Source organism: Salinibacterium sp. dk2585, from assembly GCF_008001035.1.
In the GTDB taxonomy this organism is placed as follows: domain Bacteria; phylum Actinomycetota; class Actinomycetes; order Actinomycetales; family Microbacteriaceae; genus Homoserinimonas.
In genome coordinates, this window is sequence record NZ_CP042856.1 from 1,999,859 (window position 1) to 2,025,717 (window position 25,859).

General features: G+C 68.1%; 24 protein-coding genes and 1 tRNA gene. 13 read left to right on the plus strand and 12 right to left on the minus strand.

The genetic code is table 11. The annotated features are described in order from the left end of the window. Positions 1-64: 64 nt before the first annotated feature. The 6 genes from thrB to argS form a co-directional block, all read right to left on the minus strand. Entirely contained in the window at positions 65-1,015 is a 951-nt protein-coding gene (gene thrB / locus FVA74_RS09375) for a homoserine kinase (protein WP_147721857.1), read from the minus strand. Next, positions 1,012-2,094 (minus strand): threonine synthase, encoded by a 1,083-nt coding sequence (gene thrC / locus FVA74_RS09380; protein WP_147721859.1) that lies wholly within the window; start codon positions 2,092-2,094, stop codon positions 1,012-1,014. Before thrC ends, thrB begins: the two co-directional genes overlap by 4 nt. 60 nt (positions 2,095-2,154) lie before the next feature. Further along, positions 2,155-3,480: a homoserine dehydrogenase gene (locus tag FVA74_RS09385; protein WP_147721861.1), complete on the minus strand. Its 1,326-nt coding sequence runs from the start codon at positions 3,478-3,480 to the stop codon at positions 2,155-2,157. Between the two features lie 2 nt (positions 3,481-3,482). After that, entirely contained in the window at positions 3,483-4,907 is a 1,425-nt protein-coding gene (gene lysA, locus FVA74_RS09390; protein WP_147723158.1) for a diaminopimelate decarboxylase, read from the minus strand. 70 nt (positions 4,908-4,977) lie between these two features. After that, positions 4,978-5,685 (minus strand): LmeA family phospholipid-binding protein, encoded by a 708-nt coding sequence (locus tag FVA74_RS09395; RefSeq protein WP_147721863.1) that lies wholly within the window; start codon positions 5,683-5,685, stop codon positions 4,978-4,980. A gap of 2 nt (positions 5,686-5,687) precedes the next feature. After that, positions 5,688-7,337: an arginine--tRNA ligase gene (gene argS, locus FVA74_RS09400; RefSeq protein WP_147721865.1), complete on the minus strand. Its 1,650-nt coding sequence runs from the start codon at positions 7,335-7,337 to the stop codon at positions 5,688-5,690. A 62-nt stretch (positions 7,338-7,399) separates the two neighbouring features. On the opposite strand from argS, the gene FVA74_RS09405 reads away from it, so the two are divergent. Beyond that, on the plus strand, positions 7,400-8,038 hold the full coding sequence (locus FVA74_RS09405) for a hypothetical protein (protein ID WP_147721867.1): 639 nt from the start codon (positions 7,400-7,402) through the stop codon (positions 8,036-8,038). Positions 8,039-8,111: 73 nt separating this feature from the next. Next, positions 8,112-8,184 (plus strand) — tRNA-Arg (locus tag FVA74_RS09410). A gap of 52 nt (positions 8,185-8,236) precedes the next feature. Here FVA74_RS09410 and FVA74_RS09415 read toward each other — a convergent pair. Further along, positions 8,237-8,416: a hypothetical protein gene (locus FVA74_RS09415; RefSeq protein ID WP_147721869.1), complete on the minus strand. Its 180-nt coding sequence runs from the start codon at positions 8,414-8,416 to the stop codon at positions 8,237-8,239. Positions 8,417-8,673: 257 nt separating this feature from the next. Between FVA74_RS09415 and FVA74_RS09420 the strand changes: the two genes are divergently transcribed. Next, positions 8,674-9,114, plus strand: coding sequence for a universal stress protein (locus FVA74_RS09420; RefSeq protein ID WP_147721871.1), 441 nt, complete (start codon positions 8,674-8,676; stop codon positions 9,112-9,114). 59 nt (positions 9,115-9,173) lie between these two features. Here the strand turns inward: FVA74_RS09420 and FVA74_RS09425 are convergent, their stop codons facing one another. Then, positions 9,174-10,316: a polymer-forming cytoskeletal protein gene (locus FVA74_RS09425; RefSeq protein WP_147721874.1), complete on the minus strand. Its 1,143-nt coding sequence runs from the start codon at positions 10,314-10,316 to the stop codon at positions 9,174-9,176. Positions 10,317-10,532: 216 nt separating this feature from the next. Between FVA74_RS09425 and FVA74_RS09430 the strand changes: the two genes are divergently transcribed. Then, entirely contained in the window at positions 10,533-12,218 is a 1,686-nt protein-coding gene (locus tag FVA74_RS09430; protein WP_240792193.1) for an AarF/ABC1/UbiB kinase family protein, read from the plus strand. Positions 12,219-12,249: 31 nt separating this feature from the next. Here FVA74_RS09430 and FVA74_RS09435 read toward each other — a convergent pair whose 3' ends face one another. From FVA74_RS09435 to FVA74_RS09445, 3 genes are all read right to left on the minus strand, one after another. Next, positions 12,250-12,885 carry a hypothetical protein gene (locus tag FVA74_RS09435; protein WP_147721875.1) on the minus strand — a complete coding sequence of 212 codons (636 nt, stop codon included), beginning with the start codon at positions 12,883-12,885 and terminating at the stop codon, positions 12,250-12,252. A 34-nt stretch (positions 12,886-12,919) separates the two neighbouring features. Next, entirely contained in the window at positions 12,920-13,882 is a 963-nt protein-coding gene (locus tag FVA74_RS09440) for a quinone oxidoreductase (RefSeq protein WP_147721877.1), read from the minus strand. 79 nt (positions 13,883-13,961) lie between these two features. After that, the gene (locus tag FVA74_RS09445; RefSeq protein WP_147721879.1) at positions 13,962-14,435 is read right to left on the minus strand and encodes a RimK/LysX family protein; all 474 of its coding nucleotides are present in this window, start codon (positions 14,433-14,435) and stop codon (positions 13,962-13,964) included. 26 nt (positions 14,436-14,461) lie between these two features. Here FVA74_RS09445 and FVA74_RS09450 point away from each other — a divergent pair, with 26 nt between their 5' ends. From FVA74_RS09450 to FVA74_RS09460, 3 genes are all read left to right on the plus strand, one after another. After that, positions 14,462-15,646 carry a RimK family alpha-L-glutamate ligase gene (locus FVA74_RS09450; RefSeq protein WP_147721881.1) on the plus strand — a complete coding sequence of 395 codons (1,185 nt, stop codon included), beginning with the start codon at positions 14,462-14,464 and terminating at the stop codon, positions 15,644-15,646. Between the two features lie 87 nt (positions 15,647-15,733). After that, the gene (locus FVA74_RS09455) at positions 15,734-16,231 is read left to right on the plus strand and encodes a transporter substrate-binding domain-containing protein (protein WP_147721883.1); all 498 of its coding nucleotides are present in this window, start codon (positions 15,734-15,736) and stop codon (positions 16,229-16,231) included. Next, positions 16,231-17,223: a cation diffusion facilitator family transporter gene (locus FVA74_RS09460; protein ID WP_147721885.1), complete on the plus strand. Its 993-nt coding sequence runs from the start codon at positions 16,231-16,233 to the stop codon at positions 17,221-17,223. Before FVA74_RS09455 ends, FVA74_RS09460 begins: the two co-directional genes overlap by 1 nt. A 1-nt stretch (position 17,224) precedes the next feature. Here the strand turns inward: FVA74_RS09460 and FVA74_RS09465 are convergent, their stop codons facing one another. Continuing rightward, positions 17,225-18,661 carry an XRE family transcriptional regulator gene (locus FVA74_RS09465; RefSeq protein WP_147721887.1) on the minus strand — a complete coding sequence of 479 codons (1,437 nt, stop codon included), beginning with the start codon at positions 18,659-18,661 and terminating at the stop codon, positions 17,225-17,227. Positions 18,662-18,789: 128 nt separating this feature from the next. On the opposite strand from FVA74_RS09465, the gene FVA74_RS09470 reads away from it, so the two are divergent. The 6 genes from FVA74_RS09470 (at position 18,790) to FVA74_RS09495 (ending at position 25,857) form a co-directional block, all read left to right on the plus strand. Further along, entirely contained in the window at positions 18,790-20,649 is a 1,860-nt protein-coding gene (locus tag FVA74_RS09470; protein ID WP_147721889.1) for a phosphoenolpyruvate carboxykinase (GTP), read from the plus strand. A 154-nt stretch (positions 20,650-20,803) separates the two neighbouring features. After that, a complete protein-coding gene (locus FVA74_RS09475; RefSeq protein WP_147721891.1) occupies positions 20,804-21,343 on the plus strand; it encodes a sigma-70 family RNA polymerase sigma factor in 540 nt (179 codons plus the stop codon). Then, the gene (locus FVA74_RS09480) at positions 21,340-22,116 is read left to right on the plus strand and encodes a hypothetical protein (RefSeq protein WP_147721893.1); all 777 of its coding nucleotides are present in this window, start codon (positions 21,340-21,342) and stop codon (positions 22,114-22,116) included. The genes FVA74_RS09475 and FVA74_RS09480 overlap by 4 nt, the downstream gene beginning before the upstream one ends. A 41-nt stretch (positions 22,117-22,157) precedes the next feature. Beyond that, positions 22,158-24,179, plus strand: a complete 2,022-nt coding sequence (locus FVA74_RS09485; RefSeq protein WP_168220102.1) for a TPM domain-containing protein — start codon at positions 22,158-22,160, stop codon at positions 24,177-24,179. Between the two features lie 85 nt (positions 24,180-24,264). Beyond that, a complete protein-coding gene (locus tag FVA74_RS09490) occupies positions 24,265-25,005 on the plus strand; it encodes a PspA/IM30 family protein (RefSeq protein ID WP_147721896.1) in 741 nt (246 codons plus the stop codon). 39 nt (positions 25,006-25,044) lie between these two features. Continuing rightward, entirely contained in the window at positions 25,045-25,857 is an 813-nt protein-coding gene (locus tag FVA74_RS09495) for an arginase family protein (protein WP_240792194.1), read from the plus strand. Positions 25,858-25,859 lie beyond the last annotated feature (2 nt).

The following is a 25,859-nucleotide window of genomic DNA, read 5'->3' on the forward strand; positions in this document are numbered from 1 at the left end:
GGAGAGCGACGAAGCGATGCTGGTGATGGTGCAACCCGTGGCGCGAGATCGTGTCCGTGCCTGGCTAAGCCGAAGGCCTTGCCGGGTGCAGGTTCACTGTAGCACCTTTGAAGTCAACGGCGAGCATGAGCGACTGCCACGCGACACCCTGGTGCGCGGCCACGAGCTCGGCCGCGACAAGGCGTTCAGCGGGGTCGCTGCACAGGACGAGCACGGATGGCCCTGCCCCAGAGACGACGGCAGCATGGCCGTGGGCACGCAGCTCCTCAACGAGCGCGACGGTGTCGGGCATGGCGCTCGCCCGGTAGCTCTGGTGCAGGCGGTCCTCCGTCGCATCGTGGAGTAGTTCGGGGCTCTGGATGAGCGCCGCGATGAGGAGCGCTGAGCGGGAGACGTTGAAGATGGCGTCTTCGTGCGGCACAGAGGCAGGGCGGAGGCTGCGGGCCAGCTCGGTCGAGAGCGTGTGCTCGGGCACGCACACGAGCGGCGAGACACCGCGGTGCACGATGAGCTTCTTGTGCTGGGGGCCGTGCTCACCCGTCCAAGCGATCGTCAGGCCGCCGAAGAGCGCCGGCGCGACGTTGTCGGGGTGGCCCTCGAGTTCGGATGCAATAGAGAGGAGCGCGTTGGAGTCGAGGTCGACGATGCCCTCGAGGAGGCCCTTCGCCGCCATGATTCCGGAGACGATCGCGGCACCGGAGGAGCCAAGCCCTCGCCCGTGCGGGATGCTGTTGTGCGCGACGAGGTCGAGGCCCGGCACCGGCACGCCGTAGCGCTCGAGCGTGAAGCGGATCGACCGCACGACGAGGTTCGACTCGTCCGTGGGCACCTCTCCCTCACCGATGCCATGCACCTCGACGGTCGCGCCGGGCTGCTCCCGCACCGTGACCTCGAGGTCGTCATACAGCGCGAGCGCAAGGCCGAGCGTGTCGAATCCCGGGCCCAGGTTCGCGGAGGTCGCGGGAACCTTGACCGTCACCGACCTCCCGATCGGCGGGGCCTCCAGTGTGGTCATGCCGTCGCTTTCTCCAGTCCGAGCACGCCGGCGACCTGTGCCGTGTCGACGGGAACGACCGTCGGCTGCACATCCGCGCCGTCGGCACCGCGCAGTGCCCACTGCGGGTCCTTCAGGCCGTGGCCGGTGACGGTCAGCACGACGGTCGACCCGGCGGGAACGATGCCAGCTTCCGCGCGCTCGAGCAGGCCGGCGACGCTGATGGCGGATGCGGGCTCGACGAAGATGCCGACCTCGGCGGAGAGGATGCGGTGCGCCTCGAGGATCTTGTCATCGCTGATGGCGCCGAAGTAGCCGTCGCTCGTCTCGCGCGCCGCGAGGGCGAGCTCCCACGATGCCGGGTTGCCGATGCGGATCGCGCTTGCGATCGTGTCGGGGTTCTTGACGACGTGGCCGTCGACGATGGGCGCGCTTCCTGCGGCCTGGAAACCGAACATCCGGGGCAGTCGAGTCGACACCCCCCGCTCCAGCTCCTCGCTGTAGCCCCGGAAGTAGGCCGTGTAGTTGCCCGCGTTGCCGACCGGAATGAAGTGGAAGTCCGGGGCATCCTCGAGCACCTCGACGACCTCGAACGCGGCCGTCTTCTGGCCCTCGATGCGGTCGTTGTTGACCGAGTTCACGAGGTGCACGGGGTAGTTCTCGGCGAGGTCACGCGCGATGTCGAGGCAGTCGTCGAAGTTGCCCTGCACCTGGAGGAGCTGCGCATTGTGCGCGATCGCCTGCGCGAGCTTGCCCATCGCGATCTTGCCCTCCGGCACGAGCACCGCCGCGGTGATGCCCGCGTGTGTCGCGTAGGCGGCCGCCGACGCCGAGGTGTTGCCGGTCGAGGCGCAGATGACGGCCTTGGCGCCGCGCTCGACGGCCTTCGTGACGGCCATCGTCATGCCGCGGTCCTTGAAGGAGCCCGTCGGGTTCATGCCCTCGTACTTGACCCACACCTTCGCGCCTGTGCGCGCCGAGAGTGCCGGGGCGGGGAGGAGCGGGGTGCCGCCTTCGCCGAGGGTCACGACGGGGGTGGCATCCGTCACGTCGAGCCGGTCAGCGTACTCGCGGATAACTCCGCGCCATTGGTGGGCCATGATGAACCTTCTACTCGGAGCCTTCTATCGGTGGTGCTTCGGGATCGCCGTGGTGGGCGGCTAGTCGGTGCCCTCTACGCGCAGCACGGAGGTGACCGACCTCACGGTGTCGCTGTGCGCCGCGAGGGCCTCGACTGTATCGGCGAGGGACGCCTCGGATGCCTCGTGCGTGCCGATCACAAGGGTAGCGGTGGCCGCGGCGCCGTCGTCGCCGGGCGAGCTGACCGACTGGTGCACGGTCTCGACCGAGACGCCGTGCTCGCTGAACACGGCGGCGACGGAAGCGAGCACACCGGGCCGGTCGTTGACGAGGAGGCTGATCTGGTAACGGGTGCTGACGCTCTCGATCGGCAGCAGGGGCAGGTCGGCGTGCGTCGACTCCGCGAGGCCCGGGCCGCCGATGACGTGGCGCCTTGCCGCCGAGACGACGTCACCCAGCACGGCCGAGGCGGTCTCGAGCCCGCCGGCGCCTGCACCGTAGAACATGAGGTCGCCGGCGGCCTCGGCCTCAACGAAGACCGCGTTCTTGGCGCCATGCACTGCGGCGAGCGGGTGCGTGCGGGGCACGAGCGCCGGATAGACCCGCGCGCTCACCCCGGCGTCACCGTCGGCGTCGATGAGCCGCTCGCAGATCGCGAGGAGCTTGATGACGTAGCCGGCGCGACGCGCGGCCTCGACCTGCTCGCCCGTGACCGAGGTGATGCCCTGGCGGTAAACGGCCTCGATGGGCACGGCAGTGTGGAAGGCGAGGCTCGCGAGGATCGCCGCCTTCTGCGCGGCGTCGTAGCCCTCGATGTCTGCCGTGGGGTCGGCCTCCGCGTAGCCAAGTTCGGTCGCGGCGGCGAGGGCCTCCTCGAGGCTCTGGCCATCCGTGTCCATGCGGTCGAGGATGTAGTTGGTCGTGCCGTTGACGATGCCCAGGATGCGGTTGACGTGGTCACCCGCGAGGCTGTCGCGCAGCGGACGGATGATGGGGATCGCGCCGGCGACGGCCGCCTCGTAGTAGAGCTGCGCGCCGACCTGCTCGGCCGCGGCGAAGAGCTCGGGGCCGTGGGTCGCGATGAGCGCCTTGTTGGCTGTGACGACGTCCGCGCCTGCGTTGAGGGCCTGCAGGATGTAGCTGCGCGCGGGCTCGATGCCGCCGATCAGCTCGATGACGATGTCGGCGCCCACGATGAGCGATTCCGCATCCGTCGTGAGGAGCTCACGCGGGATGTCGGCGGTGCGCGGGGCGTCGACATCGCGAACCGCGACACCGATCAGTTCGAAGCCGGCGCCGGCGCGAAGCGCGAGCTCGTCTCCGTGCTTCTGCAGCTGCGCCACCACCTGGGCGCCGACGGAGCCCGCACCCAGGAGGGCGACGCGCAAGTTTCGGTACTCGATCATGGCTATCCGTTCCTTCTCGCCGGGACGAGTCCCGCATCCCGCGACAGCAGGTCTTCTTCAGTCTCGCCGCGCACGATCACGCGGGCCTGCCCGTCGCGAACCGCGACGACCGCGGGCCGCGCGAGATAGTTGTAGTTGCTGGAGAGTGACCAGCAGTAGGCGCCCGTCGCCGGCACGGCGACGAGGTCGCCGGGGCGCACGTCGGAGGGCAGGTAGTCGGCTCGCACGACGACATCGCCGCTCTCGCAGTGCTTGCCCGCGATGCGCACGAGCGCCGGGTCGGCGTCGGATGCGCGGCTCGCGATGCGCACGGTGTAGTCGGCTTCGTAGAGGGCCGGCCGGATGTTGTCGCCCATTCCCCCATCGACACTCACGTACTTGCGCACGGCGGATTCGGCGTCGGTCGTGCCGCCCATGGCCACGAGCACGTCTTTGACCGTGCCGACCTCATAGAGCGTGAACGTCGAGGGGCCCACGATGGCGCGACCCGGTTCGACCGCCACGACGGGCACGGGGATGCCGAGCCGCGCCGATTCCGCCGCGACGATCTGGGCGAGGGAGCGTGCGATCTCGGGGAGGGAGATGGCCTCGTCGACGCTCGTGTAGGCAATGCCGAAGCCCCCGCCGAGGTTGAGCTCGGGAACAGGGCCGTCCTTGAGCAGTTCTGCCTGCAGGTTCATGAGCCGGCGGGCGGATTCACCGAAGCCGACCGACTCGAAGATCTGGGAACCGATGTGTGCGTGCAGCCCGGTGAACTCGAGCGAGTCGTGCGATCGGATGCTGGCGACGAGCGCCGCGGCATCCGCAAGGGCGATGCCGAACTTCTGGTCTTCGCGAGCGGTGGCGAGGTATTCGTGCGTGCTCGCGTGCACGCCGCTGTTGACGCGCAGGCGCACCCTCTGGCGCACTCCGTGGCGGGTGGCCGCGTCAGCGACGCGCTCGACCTCTTCGGCGCTGTCGATGACGATGACCCCGACACCGGATGCCACGGAGCGGTCGATCTCGCGGAGCGACTTGTTGTTGCCGTGGTGGCCGAGCCGAGCCGGGTCGACGCCAGCCGCGAGCGCGACCGCCAGTTCGCCTTCGCTCGCGACGTCGATGTACAGGCCCTCTTCGGTCACCCAGCGTGCGACCTCGGCGGAGAGGAAGGCCTTGCCCGCGTAGTAGACCTTGGCCGAGCTGCCGACGGCGGCAAACTCCCGGTCGAACGAGGTGCGGGCCTCGCGAGCACGGTGGCGCACGTCGGTTTCGTCCATGACGTAGAGGGGCGTGCCGTACTCGGCGGCCAGCTGTGTCGCGGGAACCCCGCCGATCTCGATGACGCCCTCTGCCCCGCGGGAGACGCTGCGGGCCCAGATCGCCGGGTCGAGCTCGTTGGCGTCAGCGGGCACGGCAAGCCAGTCGGGGGCGAGCGGGTTGGAGGTCACAGGGGCCTTACGGTCGAGAGGGGTCGGGCGGTCGTCGAGGTGCGCGCCGGGCACGCCTCCACAAATCCTATTACTCGGCGGGCGCTTCGCCCTCCGCGGCGTCTTCCGTGACGCACTCCCCACGCGTGGAGAGGGCGTCGAGATCCGTGGGCACTCCGCTGCCGTGGGCCGTGAACTCGAGCGCACCGTCGCTGACCGTGACGCCCGTGAGCCGGATCGACTCGGGCAGGAGTGACGCCGAGCAGACCTTCACTCCAGCGGTGGCGAGGTCGACGAACTGGCTGAGGTCGATGTCGACCGCGTCACCCGCTGTAACGCCGACCGCCGTCAGCACGAGGTGGCCCGTCTCGTCGAGCGTCGGCTCGAGCGCGACCGAGAACGGGATGACCGTGCCGAGCACCTCGATCTCGCTGCCCACGGCAATCGCACCGTCGGCGATGGTCACGTCGCCCGTGTACCCCGCGTTCTCAGCGAGCCGGTCGAGGCCCTCCGAACCGAGCGTGAAGGTCACGTCGACGTCATCGAGTTCACCCCGCGCGACCTGCATCAGCATCGAGAAGCCGTTGATGGTGACATCCGCCCCCACCGACTTGCCCGGCACGCGCCGCTTGATCTCGGCCTCGGCCCTCGTTTCGGCGAAGTCGCGCAGGCCCATGTCGATCAGCACGAAGGCGCCAGCCAGCATTGCCGCGGCGACCGTGAGGCCGATGATCGCCTTCAGGATGCGTCGGCCGACGCTTGGCTTCGGGTTGCGCGGATCGACGGGCCGGCGAGCCATGGCTACATCCTCTCGGGAGCTGAGACGCCGAGCAGGCCGAGCGCGGTGCGGAGCACCTGGCCGGTGGCGTCGTTGAGCCAGAGGCGCGACGAATGCACGGATGTCACGGGCTCATCGCCCAGCGGCGTGACCCGGCAGTTGTCGTACCAACGGTGGTAGGAGCCCGCGAGCTGCTCCGCGTAGCGGGCCACGCGGTGTGGCTCACGGAGTTCGGCGGCGTGCGCGACGACGCGCGGGAACTCGGCGAGCGCCCCCAGCAGCACGCTCTCGGTCTCGTGCTCGAGCGTCGACGCGTCGAAGCCCTCGCGGGTGACCCCGGATGCGGCGGCGTTGCGGGTCACCTGGTTGGTGCGGGCGTGCGCGTACTGCACGTAGAAGACGGGGTTGTCGTTGGTGCGGCGCTGCAGGATCTCGGGATCGAGGGTGAGGGGCGAGTCGGCCGGATAGCGCGCGAGGGAGTAGCGCAGGGCATCCGTTCCCAGCCAGGCCTGCAGGTCGTTGAGTTCGATGATGTTGCCGGCGCGCTTCGACAGCTTGGCGCCGTTGATCGAGACGAGCTGGCCGATGAGCACCTCGACGTCCTTCTCGGGGTCGTCGCCGGATGCCCCCGCGATCGCCTTGATGCGGTGCACGTAGCCGTGGTGGTCGGCGCCGAGCAGGTAGATCTTGTGGCCGAAGCCGCGGTCGGTCTTGCTCAGGTAGTAGGCGGCGTCGGCGGCGAAGTAGGTGTAGATGCCGTTGCCGCGCTTGATGACACGATCCTTGTCGTCGCCGAAGGTCGTCGTGCGCACCCAGATCGCGTCGTCTTCGTCATAGACGTGTCCCTGTTCGCGGAGGCGTTCGACGGCCGTGTCGATCTTGCTGGGCGCGCCCTCGTGCAGCTGCCGTTCCGAGAACCAGACGTCGAAGTGCACGTTGAAGCGGGCGAGGGAGTCCTTGATCTCCTGCAACTGCAACTCGTAGCCGAGTTCGCGGGCCGTCGCGAGCGCCTCCGCGTCGGGCAGCTCGAGCAGCCCGGGCTCACGCTCGAGCACGGCCTTCGCGAGGTCGGCGACATACTGCCCTGGGTAGCCGTTCTCGGGCGTCGGCTCCCCCTTCGCCGCGGCAAGCACGCTCGCGCCAAAGTTGTCCATCTGGTTGCCGGCGTCGTTGATGTAGAACTCGTTGGCGACCTCCGCGCCGGCGGCGCGCAGCACGCGGCTAAGCGCATCACCCAGCGCCGCCCAGCGGGTGTGCCCGATGTGGAGGGGGCCGGTCGGGTTGGCGGACACGAACTCGAGGTTGATCGTCTGGCCCGCGAGCGCATCGCTGCGACCGTAGGCGTCGCCCTGCTCCACGATCGACTTGGCCAGCGCCCCGGCGGCCGCGGCATCGAGGGTCACGTTGATGAAGCCGGGGCCAGCGACATCCACCGCGGCGACGCCCTCGACGTCCTTCAGGGCCGAGGCGATCTCCGTGGCGAGCTCGCGCGGGTTGGCGCCCAGCTTCTTCGCGAGCTTCATGGCGACGCTCGACGCCCAGTCACCGTGGTCCCGGTTGCGAGGCCGGTCGAGCCGCACGTCGTCGATGGTGACGGATGCGTCACTCCCGCGGGCCGCGATCGTGGCGTTGACGATATCGAGCAGGGCGGCGGAGAGTTCAGCGGGGGTCACGATTCGAATTCTATCGGGTGGGTCATCCGGGGGTCGGCGGCCGTCCCGGGCATGATGGTGGGGTGAACCTCGAGAAGCCCTCCCCCGTCCAGGCCCCCGCTGGCATCGCGCGTCGACGTCGTCTCGCCGCCGTCGGTGTCGCCCTTGCGGGGCTCCTCGCGCTCAGCGGCTGCGCAACGACCGAGCCCACGCCCACTCCGGGCGCCTCCGGTTCACCCTCCCCCTCGGCGAGTCCCTCGACGAGTCCCTCCGCGAGCGCCGAGCCGGGCGAGGCGCCCGCCCCGCCCGCCGACGAGGCGACCCCCGTCGGCGTCACCTGCCAGCAGCTCATCACCCCCGACGACCTCTACGCCTACAACCCCAACCTGGCGCACATCGACGGCGAGGCGCCCGCGGCCGGCACCCCCGGCGCACGGGCCGTTGCTGCGAAGGGCGTGGCCTGCGTCTACCGCAACCTCACGAGCAACGAGACAATCGTCGTGTCCGCGTCCACGCCGGGGCCGACCGCGCTCACCCAGGCGCGCGCCGAACTCTCGGCAAGCGCGACGCCTGCCGACGGGCTCGGTGGCGAGGGATGGTTCGGGGGCGGCACCGCGACCGTCATCGCGGGCGAGCACCTCGTGACCGTGTCATCCGACATCTTCACGGCCCCCGCCGACGCGGCCCAGCTGACCACGACCGCCGTCTCGCATCTCCCTTAGGAGTGACAGGCCGCCCCTTGGCGGACTGCTAACCTAGTCACGCACTCCGGGCCTCCACGCCCGGGGAGCATCCGCCCTCGTAGCTCAGGGGATAGAGCGCCGGTTTCCGGTACCGAAGGTCGGGGGTTCGAATCCCTCCGAGGGCACTCTGTGATGTCCCAGGACATCGTGAACGGCTGAACCCCCGGTTTCGGGGGTTCAGCCGTTTTTTGCTTGGTATCCCTTGTTGGGGTTGAGGGTGAATTCGGCGAGGACTGTGCCGTCGTGGGTGATGACGGTGGCGTTGTTGTTGTGGATGAGGGCGATGATGTCGGTGCGGGCGTGGGGGCGTCCGATTCCGAGCAGGTAGCGGGAGTGGTCATCGAGCCAGCCGATCACCTCGATGTCCTGCCCTGTGGTGAGGGTGACGTGGGTGAAGTCGGGACTGCTGAGGGTCTTGGTGACTCTCCTTGTTAGGCCGCGGACGCGGCGTGTGTGGTCATGATGGCTTCGAACTCGAAACTGGCTCCCTTCGAACTGATGCTGCCACTGGCGGCCTCGATGGCAACAGCGCCGAGAGACCGACCTGGCAAGAGCACTCCCGTATGGGACCAATGGCCGTAGCGTGCGTGTGCTGCGGCGACAATCCTCAATACATGACGAGAGACACGGATTCGGCGCGCATTGTCGTGGGCGTCGATGGTTCGGAAGAGTCGATTGCGGCCTTGCGACATGGAGCGCGGCTAGCAGACGCGCTGGACGCGCCGCTTGAGGCGATCGCGGTCTGGGATTACCCGCTCATGATCGACCCGGCCTACTCGGCGAACTGGTCGCCGGAAGCAGACGCAGAGACGATCCTCAGCGAGGCTGTCGCCGAAGCGTTCGAAGGAAGCCCCCCGCGCGGGTTGACGCAGCTCGTGTTGCAGGGTTCGGCAGCCCGTCGGCTGATCGAGCAGAGCGCAAAGGCCTCCATGCTCGTCGTGGGCAGTCGCGGCCATGGTGGGTTCGCCGGGCTGCTGTTGGGGTCGGTCAGCGCAGCCTGCGCCGCCCACGCCCATTGCCCCGTGCTGATCATCCACAGCCCGGATGCGAGCTGAGCGAGCACCGCGCGCCTGTGCGAACTGCATTCCCGGCAGCCACGCACCGATGGCGAGCCTTAGCCGACTGTTGGAGTCGCCGCTGCGGGCCGCGGTGCTGCCGCTGAGTCGGGCGGGGTGCGGCGCCAAGGCCGATGCGCGTAGATCGCGAGGAGCTCTGCGCCGAGGCCGAAGAGCACCATCGCAAGCCACACCGCGATGTTCAGCCAGGGGATCTGCAGACCGACGATGAGAATGGCCCCGCCGACCAGCGCCGGGACGACGGGATGTTGGGTGCCGCGAAACAGGAGGCGTCCGATGTAGTAGGCACCGAAGACAAACGTCGCAAGCGTGAACGCAATCCACACGAGGAGGACAGCGAGGGCGAGAGGCGCGCCGATCACCGTCACCAGGAGGAACAGCAGAACGACCGGGACGGTGATGGATGCCACGAAGCCTACGAGCAGTGCCTTCCACGGTGATGGAACCAGCTGTTCCGTCACCTGGCGCAAGAGACGCGGAAGGAGCAGTGCCGTCAGCGCAGTGATGAGACTGAACGCGACCAGCGCGTAGAGCAGCCCAAGGAGCCATCCTGCAAACAGGGCCAACGGCGACGCTTCGACTTCCTCTCGTTGCGGCGTGACGATTTGCTCCACGCTGCCCTCGACAGCGCCTTCGGCGATGTTCGCTTCGACGTCGCTGTCATATGTGACGTCTCCGCCGACCGATCCGTCGATCGTGAGCGTGCCGACTCCCACGACCACGTCTCGTCCGACCTCCCCCGCGATTGCAATGTCGCCTGCGCCGCCCACGAGGTCACCGCCGAACGAACCAGCATCGGTGACATTGAGAGTCGCCGCAAAGATCGTTCCGCTGCGCGTGACATCGCCGTCGACGGTGACGTCCTGTGCCGCGATGCGCACGTTGCCATCGACCGTGCCGGTGATGACGATGGTCTGCGCTGCGGCGATGATGTCCCCCGTCACATCTCCGCTGACCGTAATGTGCTGGCCCGACGCATACACGTCGCCTTGAATGTCGCCCGCGACGTCGACAGTCACGCCACTGTAGAACTGCGGCCCCTCGCCCTGAGCAGCCGCCGAAGCGGACGATGCCTTCGTTTCCTTCAGGGCGACCGCTGCGCCAGCGCCGGTGGCGAGAACCAGAACGCCCGCTGCCAGTACCACGGTGACGAACCGACGCGTGTTAGACCGAACGCTCATTTCCGCGCCTCTCATGCTGGATGCGACGAGCATCCCAGCGAGGGACCGTCCCCAACAGAGCTAAAGGTCCCGCCGCTAGGTTCATACGCACAGCTCCATTGCTCAGGCGGCCGGCGTCACGAGAGGGTCAAGGGGATGGGACGTTGTGCTCCATCAGTGCCGGCTGGTGTCCTCTAGGTTCGGCCCTATGGAACTGACCTGCCGAATCCGGGCTGGGTGGATGCCCGTGACCCGATCAAGGAAGCGTTCGCCGCGGCCATGCGCTTGAGCAGGTACCAGGAGATCGCAGATACGCTCGCTCGTCACGGTTTGGGGTTTCTCGCGGATGCTGTAGGCCTCAAGCGGTGGGCGCCCCCTGCGGTCAGGCGCTCGGCAGGCGCAGCTCGCTGGCAGTCCCACACCGTTCCGGAACGGGTCCGCCTCGCCCTGGAAGACCTCGGACCGACGTTCGTGAAACTCGGCCAACTCCTGTCTGCGCGTCCCGACCTGCTGCCGCAAAGTTTCATCGTCGAGCTGTCAAAGCTGCAGGATGCCGGTGAAGTAGTGCCCGAGGAGGCCATCCTGGATATCCTGCGTCACGAGCTTGGCGATGAACCAGAGGAAGTCTTCGCCCGCTTCGACCGCACGCCGCTGGCCTCCGCCTCTATCGGTCAAGCCCATGCCGCCACCCTGCGCGACGGCACCCCGGTCGTCGTCAAGGTGCGACGGCCAGATGCGCTCAGACAGGTACACGAAGATCTGGAGATTCTGGAGAACCTGGCGGAGACGGCAAGTCGCGTCTGGGAGCCCGCGCGCACCTACAATCTCCGCGGCATCGTCCAGGAGTTCGCTCAGACTCTCCGCGCAGAGCTGGACTACCTGCGAGAAGGACGCAACGCCGAACGGTTCGCTGCCAACTTCGCACAACAGGCGAACGTGCACATACCGCGCGTCTTCTGGGAGACGACAACGACCCGTGTTCTCACCCTCGAACGCATGACGGGCATCAAGATCAGCGACATCACCGCCCTCGACGCTGCCGGTATCGACCGAAAAGCTCTCGCGGAGGCCGGTGCCGGCATCATTCTTCAGATGATCTTCGAGGACAGCTTCTTCCACGCCGATCTCCACCCGGGAAATCTCTTCGTGCACGCGGACGGGAGCGTCGCGCTCATCGACTTCGGCATGGTCGGCGAGATGAGTGAGGAACTCCACAATGACCTCATCCAGTTCCTGATCGCATTCACTCGGCGGAATCCGGAGGCGCTCACGGCGGCACTCCTCGATCTCTCCGTCACCAAGGGCCACGCAGACCTGCACGAACTCCGAGACGCGATGGCGTCATTCGTGTCCACGTATGCAGGATTGCCACTGAGCGAAATCAAGTTCACTCACCTGCTCCAGGAACTGCTCGCGATAGTGCGTCAACAACGCTTGCAGCTTCCGCGGGAGATCGCGCTTGTATTCAAGGTGCTCATCACGGTCGAAGGCATAGGCACGCAGCTCGACCCGGACTTCGACCTGATCGGTGTGTTGACCCCGTTCGTGCGCCGGCTGATCAAGCAACGACTCTCAGCCGCAGCGATTGCTCGACGCGTCGCAGAGGCATCCGCCGACACGGGTGCCTTACTGCTGGAACTGCCCTCTCGCCTCCGGCGGATCCTCGAAACTGTTGATCGGGGCGGGATCGAGGTACACCTCCGTGCGGCGGAACTCGAACCACTCGTCACTCGGACGGAGCGCATCGGCAACCGCCTGGTCGCTGGCCTGATCACCGCTGCCCTGATCAACGGCGTCGGCGAGATCGTCGTCAGCGAAAAACGGTGGCGCTCCTGGGAAGGCGGTTTGATGGGCGCAGGTGTTACCGTCGTCACCGGGCTGGCCAGCTACTTGGTGTGGACCACCCGACGGCGTCGAGGATGAATCGGCTGAGCTGACAACGGTTCCGAACCGACTAGTCGCGCGGCGTGTAGCCGGCGAGCGGCGTCGGCCCGGGGCTGCTCTCCCACACGCCGGTGAGACTCGCTGCCACGTCGCCGGGCAGCGCGTCACCGACGCGACGGATGACGCTGAGCACGGCATCCTCGGTCGTGATGGTCGTGACCGTGCCGGAGGTGTCGACGTGCAACTCGGATGGCACGGGAACCTCGCGCGACTCCGAGCCGCTTCCCCGCACCTGCGCCGTGCCGGCCATGAGTTCGCGCTGGCCGTCCTTCTCGACGTAGAGCTCGGCTTCCGTGCCGCCATTCACGATCGTGGAGGCGAGTACCTGCGCATACACGGGGTCACCAGTCGCGTCGTAGGCCCAGCGTTTGCCGAGCACCGAGTGGTCCATGGTGCCAATGAGCGCGGCATCCGCCCCCTCCAGCGGAGCGCCGCGGTAGCTGACCGGCACGTGGAGTTCCTCGCCCTGCCCGGCGCTCAGGATGAAGGTCTCGATGCCGACCTCGCCTGCCGGGTCATCGAATCGGTAGGTCGCGACGCTGCGCCACTCCTCCTCGGAGGGATAGGCCCATGGCTGTTCGACGAGCCAGGGGACGATCAGTTCGAGCTTGCTGGGACGCAACTGGGCACGAAAGAGGATGGCCATGGCCACAGGATAGCGACGCCGGATGGGCGCGTGATCAGGCTCGCAGTATGACCTTGCCCGTCGTGTTCCGCGACTCGAGCGCCTCATGCGCGCGGCGGGCATCCTCGAGCGCGAACGCCTCGCCGATGCGCACCGAGAGCGTGCCCTCCGCGATCGCGGCGAAGAGGTCGCCCCAGCGCCACTGCCGCTCCGCCTCATCGCGAAGGAAATGCCACAGGCTCGGGCGCGTGACCAGGAGCGATCCGCCCGAGTTGAGCCGCTGCAGGTCGAAGGGTTCCACCTGCCCACTCGCCCCACCGAAGAGGATGAGCGTGCCGCGGGTACGCAGCGACGCAAGGGAGCCGTCGAAGGTCGAACGCCCGACGCCGTCGTAGACGACCGCGACACCCTCGCCGTCGGTCACCTCGCGACTGCGCTCCGCGAAATCGTCGTAGGAGAAGACATCCGTGGCCCCAGCAGCCCTGCTCAGCTCGGCCTTCTCGGCGGTCGACACGGTCGTGAACACCCGCACGCCCCGCGAGACAAGCCACTGCGTCAGCAGCAGCCCGACACCGCCGGCGCCCGCGTGCACGATGACCGTGTCACCCTCGACCGGCGGGGTGATCGATGTCGACAGGAAGTGCGCCGTGAGTCCCTGCAGGGGCGCGGCCGCCGCGACATCCAGGTCGACGCCCTCGGGCACGCGCATGGCCAGGTCGGCCCGCACCGTGAAGTACTCGCAGTACGTGCCGGCGGCATCCACGGTCGCGACCCTGTCGCCGACCTCGAGTGAGGTCACGCCCTCGCCGAGCGACTCGACGGTGCCGGATGCCTCGACCCCGGGCGTGAACGGAAGCTTCGCCTTGTACACGCCCGAGCGCACATAGGTGTCGTAGAAGTTGACGCCCGCCGCGTGGGTGCGCACGAGCACCTCGCCCGGCCCCGGATCCGGCATCGGCCGCTCCATCAGGACCAGCTTCTCGGGACCACCTGGCTCATCGACCACGATGCTGCGCATGACATGACTCCACTCTCGTCAGAACCTGTCACCCAGCGTAACCAGCGCAGTGACCGGCGTCAGTCACCCGGCGAGCGGTTCACCGACCGCGATTCGCGCGCCGCACCTCACGCGGCGCCTTGCCCCCGAGGAACGACCGCGCCGAATCCACGAGGAACCCCTGCCGCAGCGCCTCCCGGCCGATGAGCATCCTGAACCCCATCGAGTCGCGGTTGGCGAGCGTGACCTCCGCCGTCACGACCCGGCCATGGATCGAGATGTCCATCAGCACAACGATGCGCTCCGTCGTGTGCCCCGAGGAGCTGCGCACCGACCTGTGGTCGTGCACATCGCATTCGATCTCGACAGCGTCACGAGCCGAGCGCTGCCACGGATGCACGGAGAACCGCACGCGCTCCCGCTCGCCGGGAATCAACTCGATGTCGAAGGCGTGCAGGCTCGAGGTGCGCGCGCCGGTGTCGAGTTTGGCCTTGATCCAGGGGACCCCGGAATTCGGAATGCTCACCCATTCACGCCACCCGACAGTGGTGATTGAATGAGGATCCTGTCCCATCCCCCCATCTTGTCAGGGCAAGCACAATGAAACTCGCAATTCTTTCCCGCGCCCGCCAGTCGTACTCCACCCAGCGGCTGCGATCAGCCGCCCTGCAGCGCGGCCACGAGGTCAAGGTGCTCAACACCCTGCGCTTCGCAATCGACCTTTCGGGCGACGAGCCAGACCTGCACTTCCGCGGACGCCCGCTCTCGACCTACGACGCGATCCTGCCGCGCATCGGCAACTCCATCACCTACTTCGGCACGGCCGTCGTGCGGCAGTTCGAGCAGATGGATGTCTACACGCCCAACACGGCCAACGGCATCACGAACGCGCGCGACAAGCTGCGGGCGACACAGATCCTCTCCCGCCACAACATCGCCATGCCCGCGACCGCCTTCGTGCGCAACCGCGCCGACGTGCGGCCCGCGATCGAGCAGGTTGGCGGCGCCCCCGTCGTCATCAAGCTCCTCGAGGGCACGCAGGGCATCGGCGTCATCCTCGCCCCGGATGCCAAGGTTGCCGAGGCCATCATCGAGACACTGCACTCCACCAACCAGAACGTGCTGATCCAGCGCTTCATCAAGGAGAGCAGGGGCCGCGACATCCGTGCCCTCGTCGTGGGCGACCGCGTGGTGGCTGCCATGCGCCGCAGCGCGGTCGGCGACGAGTTCCGCTCCAACGTGCACCGCGGCGGCAACGTCGAACCGGTAGAGCTCAGCCCTGAGTTCGAGCGCACCGCCGTGCGTTCCGCCCAGATCATGGGCCTCAAGGTCGCCGGCGTCGACATGCTGGAGGGTGCGGATGGCCCGCTGGTCATGGAGGTCAACTCCTCGCCAGGCCTGCAGGGAATCGAAACGGCGACGAAACTCGACGTCGCCGGCGCGATCATCGACTACATCTCCAACGAGGTCGCGTTCCCCGACATCGACGTGCGCCAGCGCCTCGCGGTATCGACCGGGTACGGCGTCGCCGAGCTGGTCGTGCACGCGGGCGCCGACCTCGTCGGCAAGACGCTCGGCGAATCGGGCCTGCTGGAGCGGGACATCACCGTGCTGACGCTCAACCGCGGCACATCCGTCATCCCGAACCCACGTTCGCGCCAGCTGCTGCAGGCCGAGGACCGCCTGCTGTGCTTCGGCAAGACCGAGGAGATGCGCTCCATGATCCCGAGCCGCAGGAGGCGTGCGAAGGTGCGTCGCCTGCCGAAGGCCGCGCCCGCAGAGTAATGCCTCCCGGTGATGTGTCCCCAGTGACACAGCGGGCTGAGGGTTGGCTGCCTTGTGGTTCGGATGCCGCGGACTAGCGTTCCTCGCATGAGCAAGCTGAACGCCCCGAGGCTCGCGTGGGCTGTCGTCATTGCCGCCCTGCTAGGACTCACGGGCTGTGACATGACGGTACCCACGGATCCCGACGGCACCCTCAAGGGCATCACCAACGGGGTGCTGCGAGTCGGGGCAACCCCGAACGACGACCGCGTCACGATCGACGAGGACGGCGAGCCATCCGGCAACGATGTCGAGCTGGTCGAGGACTTCGCCGACAGCCTTGGCGCCGAGATCGAGTGGGTGGTCGGCTCGGAGGAATCGCTCGTGCGCGACCTCGAGACCGGCCGGATCGACCTCGTAATCGGCGGCATCACTGACACGACACCGTGGTCGAACAAGGCCGCGGTGACCCGCCCCTACCTCGAAGTCACGGAACCTGACGGCACAACGCTCAAGCTCGTCATGCTGGCCCCCATAGGCGAGAACGCCTTCCTCACGGAACTCGAGACCTTCCTGACGGAACACGAGAACAGGGACGAGCAGTGATGGGCAAGTACGAGCTTCGCGAACTGAGCGAGGAGAAGGAGGCGACGCTCAAGCAGGCGGTGCGCCTGGAGTGGATCACAATCGCGTTCCTCGCCGTGACCGTCACGCTCGTCTTCCTCGTCCTCGGCAACTCGCAGGCGATGAAGGCCGCGTGGATCGAGGACATGCTGTCGTTCATCCCGCCCATCGCGTTCCTGATCGCCCTGCGCATCACGCGTCGCAAGGCGACCATCCGGCATCCCTACGGCTACCATCGCGCGGTTGGTGTCGGGCACCTCGTCTCGGCCGTCGCCCTCACGACCATGGGCACCTTCCTCATCATCGACTCGGGGTCAGGCCTCGTCACGGGCGATCATCCCTCGATCGGCACGGTCGTGCTCTTCGGCAACGTCGTCTGGCTCGGCTGGCTCATGATCGGCGTCATGCTGCTCATCGCGGTGCCACCCGTCATCATCGGCCGCAAGAAGATGAAGCTCGCGGAAGACCTTCACGACAAGATCCTCTACGCCGATGCCGACATGAACAAGGCCGACTGGATGACGGCGGTCGGCTCTGCGGTCGGCGTCGCCGGGGTCGGAATCGGCCTGTGGTGGTTCGACTCTGCGGCCGCGCTCTTCATCTCGGGGAGCATCCTCTGGGACGGCCTGCGCAACATGAAGGCCGCCGTGCTCGACCTCATGGACGAGCGCGCGATGACCTTCGATGACCGCCGGCCGCATCCCGTCGCCGGTCAGCTCCAGGACTACCTGCGGGGCCTGCGCTGGGTGCGGGATGCGGGAGTGCGGGTGCGCGACGAAGGCCACGTCTTCCAGGTCGATGCCTTCGTCGTGCCGAAGTTCGGCCGCACGCCATCGCTGCGCCGACTCGATAAGGCACGCCAGGGATGCATCGCGCTCGACTGGCGCGTGCACGACATCCTGATCGTGCCCGTCGATGAGCTGCCGGAGATGGTCGAGAGCGCGCGCCACCCTGAGCGCGAACGCCACGAATGACTCAGTCGGTGTTGCCCGAGTGCGCCTCGAGGAAGTCGTAGAGCTCACTGTCGTCGACCCCGGGAAAAGTGCCGGATGGCAGCGGCGAGAGGATGTGCGCGTGCAGCTTGGCACTCGCCCACGCCCTGCCCGACCAGCGCTCCGCCTTCTCCCCGGAGGGCCGCCGGCAGCAGTTCACGTCGGGGCACCGTGACGTCTCACGGTTGCGCGTGTCGCGGCCGCGGAACCACTTGGCGTCGTTGAAGGGCACCCCGAAGGTGATCGAGAACTCCTCCTGCGTGCCCGTGCCGGTCTGCGTCGAGTTCCAGAAGGTGCCCGTCGGGGTGTCGACGTACTGGTAGAACTCGGTCGTGCGGTTCGTGCGTGTGAAGGCGAGCCGGGCGCTCCAGTGGCGACACACGAGCTGGCCCTCGGTCGACCCCGTGACATCCGTCGGCAGCAGCAGCCCGTCGTTCTCGTAGCCCTTGTAGAGCGCACCGTCGTCGCCGACGCGCAGGAAGTGCACCGTCATGTCGAGGTGGGATGTCGCGAGATTCGTGAATCGCAGCGCCGCCGCCTCGTGCGTGACACCGAAGGCATCGCGGAAGTCCTCGATCGCGAGGTTGCGGTCGCTCTTGGCCTTCGTGAGGAAGTCGACCGAGGGGCCGAGCGGCATGAGGCACGCGGCCGCGAAGTAGTTGATCTCGAGCCGCTGCAGCAGGAACTGCGCGTAGCTCTCGGGCTCACGGTGGTCGAGCAGGCGATGGGCCATCGCCTGCAGCGCCATCGACCTCAGCCCGTGACCACCCGGAATCGAGGCGGGCGGCAGGTAGATGCGCCCGTTCTCGAGGTCGGTCACGGAACGGGTCGAGTGCGGCAGGTCGTCGACGTGGATGAGGTCGAAGCCGAGCTTCTTGGCCATGAGCGCGACGGAGCGGTGCGTGAGCGCACCCGTCGTGTGGCCGACGCCCCGCAGCAGGTCCTCCGCGAGCGTCTCGAGCTCGGGCAGGTAGTTGTTCTTCTCCCGCATGTGATGCCGCAGCTCCGTGTTGGCGCGGCGGGCCTCCTCGGGGGTCGCGATGGCCTCCCTGGCACGCCTCGCGAGTTCCCTGTGCAGCCCAACGAGCGCCTCAAGCGTCTCATCAGCCATCGAGCGGGTGACACGGATGCCCGGGAGCCCGAGCCCTCTATACAGGGCGCCCTGTTGCATCCGTTCGAGCTCGATCTCGAGCGCGGCCCGCCTGGTGGGGGGTTCGGAGTTCAGGAGTTCGGCGACCTCGATGCTGAGACTGTCGGCAATCGACTGCAGGAGCGAGAGCCGTGGTTCGCGCCGACCGTTCTCCATGAGTGAGAGCTGGCTGCCCGCGATGCCGACGCTGGCTCCCAGTTGGTCGAGCGTGAGGCCGGCGCGGGTGCGGAAATGGCGGATGCGCTGGCCCAGTGTTGCAAGATCGGTCACGACTTTATCCTAGCGAAAGAATGGCGTTTCTTACACGCATATACCGCCAGATAACGCTCACAGGTGGACTCATACTGTAATCACCACGCATTTTTTGCGCTGCCGCGCACGAACGGACGGAAAGCCCCATGACACTGACGACACCGAGGCCCAGCTCGACAGAGACGACGTCCGAGGCCTATGCAGGCGTGCCGAAGGGGGCCAACCCCAAGGTTGTCGCATGGGTCGACTCCATTGCGGAGCTCACGAAGCCCGACCGTGTCGTCTGGTGCGACGGATCGCCCCAGGAGTGGGACCGTCTCACGCGCGAGATGGTCACCGCGGGCACGCTCATCAAGCTGAACCCCGAGCACCGCCCCTACAGCTTCCTCGCCCGCAGCAACCCGAGCGATGTCGCCCGCGTCGAGTCGCGAACCTACATCTGCTCCGAGAAGGAAGAGGATGCGGGGCCCACCAACAACTGGATCGCCCCGGCCGAGATGCGCAAGACCTTCGACGAGATCTTCGACGGCTCGATGCGCGGCCGCACGATGTACGTCATGCCCTTCTCGATGGGCCCCATCGGCAGCCCGCTCGCGAAGCTCGGCGTGCAGGTCACCGACTCCCCCTACGTCGTCGCGAGCATGGCCGTCATGACCCGCATGGGCACGGCAGCCCTCGAACTGATCACTGACGACACCGAGTGGGTCGCCGCGGTGCACAGCGTCGGCGCGCCCCTCGGGCCTGGACAGCAGGATGTCGCGTGGCCGTGCAACGACACGAAGTACATCAGCCACTTCCCCGAGACCCGGGAAATCTGGTCGTACGGCTCCTCCTACGGCGGCAACGCAATCCTCGCGAAGAAGTCCTTCGCCCTCCGCATCGCCTCCGTGCTCGCGCGTGACGAGGGCTGGCTCGCCGAGCACATGCTGCTCCTCAAGGTCACCAACCCTCGCGGCCGCGTCTTCCACGTCGCCGCAGCGTTCCCCTCGGCCTGCGGCAAGACCAACCTCGCGATGCTCCGCCCGAGCATCCCGGGCTGGAAGGTCGAGACCATCGGTGACGACATCGCATGGCTCCGCCCCGGACCGGACGGTCGCCTCCGCGCGATCAACCCCGAGGCCGGCTTCTTCGGTGTCGCCCCCGGCACGAGCCCCAAGACGAACGCGACCGCGATCGAGACCCTCTGGGGCAACACCATCTTCACGAACGTCGCGCTTCGCGAGGACGGCGACGTGTGGTGGGAGGGCCTGACCGACAAGGCCCCTGCGAACCTGACCGACTGGCAGGGCAATCCCTGGTCGCCCGAATCGGGAACGCCGGCAGCGCACCCCAACTCCCGCTTCACGGTCGCCGCACACCAGGCGCCGTCGATCGCGGACTCGTGGGACGATCCCCAGGGCGTCGTCATTGACGCGATCATCTTCGGCGGTCGCCGCGCCACCAACGTGCCGCTCGTCGTCGAGGCCCGCGACTGGGAGCACGGCGTCTACATCGGCGCGACCGTCTCCTCCGAGCGCACGGCCGCTGCGGAAGGTGCCGTCGGCGAGCTTCGCCGCGACCCCTTCGCCATGATGCCGTTCTGCGGTTACAACATGGCCGACCACTGGTCGCACTGGCTCTCGGTGGGCGAGAACCTTCGCTCCGCAGGCAACATGCCTCGCATCTTCCAGGTCAACTGGTTCCGCAAAGACAGCGACGGCAAGTTCATCTGGCCCGGCTTCGCCGAGAACGCCCGCGTGCTCGAGTGGATCCTCGACCGTGTCGACGGCCGCGCAACGGCTCGCGAGACCGCACTCGGCTACGCACCCTCCGAGGGCGCCCTCAACATCGACGGCCTCGACCTGAGCGACGAGCAGATGCAGGAGCTCTTCGCGATCGACCCGGAGTCATGGCTCGCTGAGATCGATGACACCGAGCAGTTCTTCTCCCAGTTCGGCGAGAAGCTGCCCGCACAGCTCAGCGAGCAGCTCAGCGAACTGCGCAAGCGCCTGAGCGAGACGAAGTAGCGCAGGAGCCTGAAGGGGCGTCACTCCACACGGAGTGACGCCCCTTCCTGCATCTCACCCCAACGTTTCGGCAACGGCGCGCGTCTTGGGAGATGAAGGGCGCGCCAGCGGTGCACGCTGGGCAGATGACACTCGATGCAGGGGGAAGGGCCACGTGAGCGAGGCGGGGTGGGAACAGGTCGTGCGCGACCTCGTTACGCACCGCGGTGAGGCACTCGTGCGCTATGCCTCACTCGTCTCCGGCAGTCCGGACGACGCGGCCGACCTCGTGCAGGATGCCCTCGTCAAGACCTTCGGACGGCTCAGGAACGGCCTGAGCGTGCAGAGCGCAGAGGCGTACGTGCGCAGGGCCATCGTCAACGCGGCGGTCGATCGCGGTCGTCGCGTCACCCGGTGGCGCCGCATCCGGCACCTCGCGGCAATGGTCGATGAGCAGGAGTCCCCCGCCCCGGCGACCGAGGTGCGACTCGACCTGGCTGAGCAACTGCGGCGGCTCGCCCCGCGCGAACGGGCCTGCCTCGTGCTCCGCTACTACGAGGACCTCAAGGTCGACGACATCGCGGCGAGCCTCGGCATCAGCTCGGGTGCCGTCAAGCGGTACCTGAGCGATGGCCTGGCCAAGCTCTCCGCCGCACTGCAAGACGGCGGCGTGCAAGAGAGGAACGAGAGCATCCAAGTCAGGAGCATCCCATGACAGATGATCGTCCAGGCCACGAGACACAGGAGGAGCGACGGCTGCGCCAGCTCCTCGCCGATGGTGCCTCACCCGGCACGCTCGACACCGACTCCGTCATCCGGCGCAGCCGCTCACGACGTCGGGCCGGTGCCGTCATGACGACGGCCGCCTCGGCGCTTGCCGTCGTGGGCATCGGTGCCGCCGCGATCGGCGGGCTCGGCGACATCCTTCCGCGCACCTCAGTGGCCGACGCGGGATCCAGTGAGGAGGCGACGCTCTTCGGCGCAGAGGGCGGGGCATCCGATTCGAGCATGCACCTGGCACCCGCCAGCAAGGTGCATCCCTGCGCTGTTCCCGTGTCGGAGGTCGCGCCGAGCATGACCGGGCTTGTAGCGACGCCCGAGTTTGCGGAGCTCGCCGCCGCGGATGGCACGGTCAAGCACGGCACGGTGACCCTGAGTAACACGGGCACCGACAGAGTGCGGGGCACAGCGCCGCAGGAATCGCTCGTCACGCTCGCCGAGGACGGCGTGACCGTGTGGCACAGCAGCGAAACGGGCGAGCTGCCCAGCACCGTCGTGGACCTCGAACCGGGCGAATCGATGCGCCTTGAGGCGAGCTACCTGCCCGTGCGCTGCGAGCAGGAGGACGAGACGCGCGAGGGCCTGCGCGACGACCTGCCGCCCCTCGAACCCGGCGCCTACCAACTGCGAGCCGTCATCCCGCTGACGCTGGACGACGGATCAGGTGAACTTGTCACGGGCCCGGCGCAGGAGGTCACCCTGCGATAGCCGCCATGGCAGGGCGTGGCGCCCGCCGATACAGTCGAGGCGTGACGACCCTCGCAGCACCTCGACGCATCCGACCATTCCTCCGCCGTGGCACCGAGCGGGCGTTCGCGGCCCTCCTCCTGGCCATCGCTGCCGTGTGCACAGTGCCCGCGGCGGCGTCTGCAGAGGAACCCGTGCGTTTCGGCGGATCAGACGTCGTCGACGCCGCTGGCGTACTCGGCGGCGAGACGGCTGCCGTGGAAGACGCGCTCGACGAGCTCTATGCCGAGGCAAGCATCCAGCTGCTCGTCGCGTACGTCGACACCTTCGACGGGATGACGCCCGCCGCCTGGGCGGAGCGCACCGCGGAGCGCAACGGGCTCGGCACGAACGACATGCTCCTCGCGGTGGCGATCGAGGATCGCAACTACGTCACCTGGTACCCCGACGACTTCGAACTGAGCGAGGGCAAGACGCGATCGGTCGAGCAGGACGACATCGAGCCCCGGCTCCGAGCAGACGACTGGTCGGGCGCGGCCATCGCCGCAGCCGAAGGCTACGCGCGCGCCAGCCAGGGCATCAACTGGCTGCCCATCCTCGCGGGCGCTGCCGTAGTCGGGCTGGGCGCCTGGGGCTTCAGTGCGTTCCGTCGGCGCAGGGCCGCGAACGCGCAGACACGAGCGAATGCTGCTCGCCTCGAGGAGCTGGAACAGCGGGCATCCGTCGCCCTCGTCGCGCTCGACGACGAACTCATGACCAGCAGCGAGGAGCTCGGCTTCGCTGCGGCCCAATTCGGGGAGCAGGCGACGAAGCCATTCCGCGACGCGGTCGCCGAGGCGCGCGCCAAGTCGATGGAGGCCTTCGCGATCAAGCAGAGGCTCGACGACACGGAGGAGGAGCCGGATGCGGAGCGGGCCGCGATGGCCGAGCAGATCATCGCGCTGACGGCGGAGGGCGACGCCACCCTTGACGCGCAGGCGGCCGCCTTCGCCGAGCTGCGGGAGTTGGAGAAGAACGCACCGCAGGCACTCGCCGAGGCTGAACGCACGGCGGGCGAACTCGAGGGCAGGGTCGCAGCATCCGAGCGGGCACTCTCGGACATGGCCGGGCACTACGATGTGTCGGCCCTCTCAGCCGTGGCCGACAACCCCGCGCAGGCGCGGGAGCTCCTCAGGTTCGCCGCCGAGTCCCGGAATGCTGCCGAGAAGTCGATCGCGGCGGGACAGTCGGGGGATGCCGCCGTGCAGGTGCGCGCGGCGCAGGGGACCGCGGGGCGCATCACCCAACTCATCGATGCCGTGGACGCGCTCGCGACCGAGCTTGCTGATGCATCCGCCCGCCTCGCCGAGGCCGTGCGCGACACGCAGGACGACCTTGCAGCCGCACGAGCGCTCGCTGATGACCCGAGGATGCACGCCTCGACGCAGGAACTCACGCGCGCGACGGGGAAGGCATCCGCGGCGGTCGAACGGGCGTCGTCGCCCGAGGGGCAGCGGGATCCGCTCCTGAGCCTGACCGCCCTCACGACGGCCGACGCAGAGCTCGACCGCCTCCTCGCGGCCGCACGCGAGGAACAGGAGCGCACCGCTCGCGCCATCCGCCAGCTGCCCGACACGATCAAGCGGGCCGAAAGCTCCGTGGCGCAGGCCTCATCATTCATCACGACGCGCCGCGGAGCCGTGAGGGAGCACGCGCGCACTCGACTCGCCGAGGCCGAGCGACTGCTCGCCACCGCCGTCGCCGCGCAGCACGACCCGGTCGGCGCGGTCAACACCGCCCTGCGCGCCGCCGACGCGGCCGATGCTGCCCTCTCCCGCGCCCAGTCTGACGTGCGCGCGGCCAGCGCTTACGGCTCGAGCGACAGCAACGACAGCGCCGTGCTCGGTGCCCTGCTCGGGGACTTCATCTTCGGCGGCTCAGCGAGTCGCGGCACGACGTGGGGCGGCTCGCTCGGCGGGTGGAGCGGATCATCGGGCCGACGCGGCAGCTCCAGCTCGAGCCGCTCACGCAGCCGCAGTCTCGGCAGGAGCAGCGGACGCAGCTTCGGTGGCTCGCGAGGTCGCACGGGAGGCGGCCGGTTCTGACGCGCGGCGCTCCCTGTCGACGCTGAGTCGCGTCCGATACAGTCGCAGGGAGGGCGCCCGCTGCCCGTGACGAAAGGACACCTCTATGGCCAAGCAATCCATCTTCGGTCGCATCGCGCAGCTGGCGAAGGCCAACATCAACGCGCTTCTCGACGCGGCGGAGGACCCCGCGAAGATGCTCGACCAGATGGTCCGCGACTACAAGAACAGCATCGAGGAGGCTCGCGCCGCGACCGCCGACACCATCGGGAACCTGCGCATGCTCGAGCAGGACCACGCCGAGGACGTCGCGAACGCCGAGGACTGGGGCCGCAAGGCCATCGCGGCCAGCCGCAAGGGCGACGAGCTGCGTGCTGCGGGCAACACCGTGGACGCGGACAAGTTCGACAACCTCGCAAAGGTGGCCCTCGGCCGGCAGATGTCCGCCGAGAAGGAGGCACGCGACGCGGAGCCCATCATCGCGAGCCAGACCGCCGTCGTCTCGCAGCTCAAGACGGGCATCGAGGCGATGGAGGGCAAGCTGCGCGAGCTCTCCTCCAAGCGCGACCAGCTGATCGCCCGCTCGAAGACGGCAGAGGCGCAGTCTCAGGTCATGGATGCCATGAAGAGCATCGACCTGCTCGATCCCACGAGCGAGATCAGCCGCTTCGAGGAGAAGGTGCGTCGCGAGGAGGCACGCGTGCTCGGCCAGCAAGAACTCGCATCCTCAAGCCTCGACGCGCAGTTCGAGCAGCTTGAGATGACGGATGAGGCGATCGAGCTCGAGGCCCGCCTGGCCGCGCTCAAATCGGGCGGCACCCCGAAGGCAGTGACCTCGGGAGAGTGAGCATGTCGGGAGGCTGCCACGGCGTGAAAGACTGACGCCGTGGCAGCCTCCTTCTTCGTCGTCCCGCAGTGGCAGGGCTCCCCATCGACCCGCGCGATGCGGCTCGCCGACGGGGCCCACGCGATCAGTCATGACCTTCCCAGCTCCTCGACGACGGTCGTGGACGTGCCCGCGGGCGCCGGCGATGCCCTCGGCACCCGCGTGCACCGCGCCTCCTCGGTCATCGCGGTGCGCAACAGCCTCGCGACGGCGCTCTCGACGGCGAGTGCACCGGCCATCACGATTGGTGGCGACTGCGGCGTCGCGCTGGCGGCGGTGCCACATGCGCTGCGAGCGGATGTCGCGGTGCTGTGGTTCGACGCCCACCCAGACCTCAATACCCCTGAGTCGTCGCCGTCGGGTGCCTTCACAGGCATGGTGCTGCGCACGCTGCTCGGCGAGGGCGAGCCCATGCTCGTGCCGGCACATCCGCTCTCACCGTCGCAGCTGGTGCTGGTGGGCGCCCGCGACATCGACGAGAGCGAGGCGCAGTACATCGAGGCGGCGGGCATCCCCGTGCTGGGGAGCGAGAGCACAAGCGACGAGGTCGTCGAGGCGGTGGCCGCGACAGGAGCGAGGTCGGTCTACGTGCACATCGACCTGGATGTGCTCGACCCCGCGGCCGTGCGCGGACTGGGCAACCCGGTGCCCTTCGGGATGCAGGTCGAGCAGGTCACGTCGGCGATCCGAGCCGTCCTCTCCCGCTTCCCCTTGGCAGGGGCGGGCATCAGCGGCTTCATGCCGTCGTCTCCCGCCGATGCCGGGGATGATCTCGGCACGATCCTTCGGATGATCGGCGCGTTGACCCGCTGAAG

Excerpts from the sequence above, each read along its gene's own strand:
- thrB (WP_147721857.1), bottom strand. The coding sequence starts at position 1,015 with ATGACCACACTGGAGGCCCCGCCGATCGGGAGGTCGGTGACGGTCAAG.
- thrC (WP_147721859.1), bottom strand. The coding sequence starts at position 2,094 with ATGGCCCACCAATGGCGCGGAGTTATCCGCGAGTACGCTGACCGGCTC.
- FVA74_RS09385 (WP_147721861.1), bottom strand. The coding sequence starts at position 3,480 with ATGATCGAGTACCGAAACTTGCGCGTCGCCCTCCTGGGTGCGGGCTCC.
- FVA74_RS09395 (WP_147721863.1), bottom strand. The coding sequence starts at position 5,685 with ATGGCTCGCCGGCCCGTCGATCCGCGCAACCCGAAGCCAAGCGTCGGC.
- FVA74_RS09420 (WP_147721871.1), top strand. The coding sequence starts at position 8,674 with ATGACGAGAGACACGGATTCGGCGCGCATTGTCGTGGGCGTCGATGGT.
- FVA74_RS09425 (WP_147721874.1), bottom strand. The coding sequence starts at position 10,316 with ATGAGCGTTCGGTCTAACACGCGTCGGTTCGTCACCGTGGTACTGGCA.
- FVA74_RS09435 (WP_147721875.1), bottom strand. The coding sequence starts at position 12,885 with ATGGCCATCCTCTTTCGTGCCCAGTTGCGTCCCAGCAAGCTCGAACTG.
- FVA74_RS09440 (WP_147721877.1), bottom strand. The coding sequence starts at position 13,882 with ATGCGCAGCATCGTGGTCGATGAGCCAGGTGGTCCCGAGAAGCTGGTC.
- FVA74_RS09445 (WP_147721879.1), bottom strand. The coding sequence starts at position 14,435 with ATGGGACAGGATCCTCATTCAATCACCACTGTCGGGTGGCGTGAATGG.
- FVA74_RS09450 (WP_147721881.1), top strand. The coding sequence starts at position 14,462 with ATGAAACTCGCAATTCTTTCCCGCGCCCGCCAGTCGTACTCCACCCAG.
- FVA74_RS09455 (WP_147721883.1), top strand. The coding sequence starts at position 15,734 with ATGAGCAAGCTGAACGCCCCGAGGCTCGCGTGGGCTGTCGTCATTGCC.
- FVA74_RS09460 (WP_147721885.1), top strand. The coding sequence starts at position 16,231 with ATGGGCAAGTACGAGCTTCGCGAACTGAGCGAGGAGAAGGAGGCGACG.
- FVA74_RS09470 (WP_147721889.1), top strand. The coding sequence starts at position 18,790 with ATGACACTGACGACACCGAGGCCCAGCTCGACAGAGACGACGTCCGAG.
- FVA74_RS09480 (WP_147721893.1), top strand. The coding sequence starts at position 21,340 with ATGACAGATGATCGTCCAGGCCACGAGACACAGGAGGAGCGACGGCTG.
- FVA74_RS09490 (WP_147721896.1), top strand. The coding sequence starts at position 24,265 with ATGGCCAAGCAATCCATCTTCGGTCGCATCGCGCAGCTGGCGAAGGCC.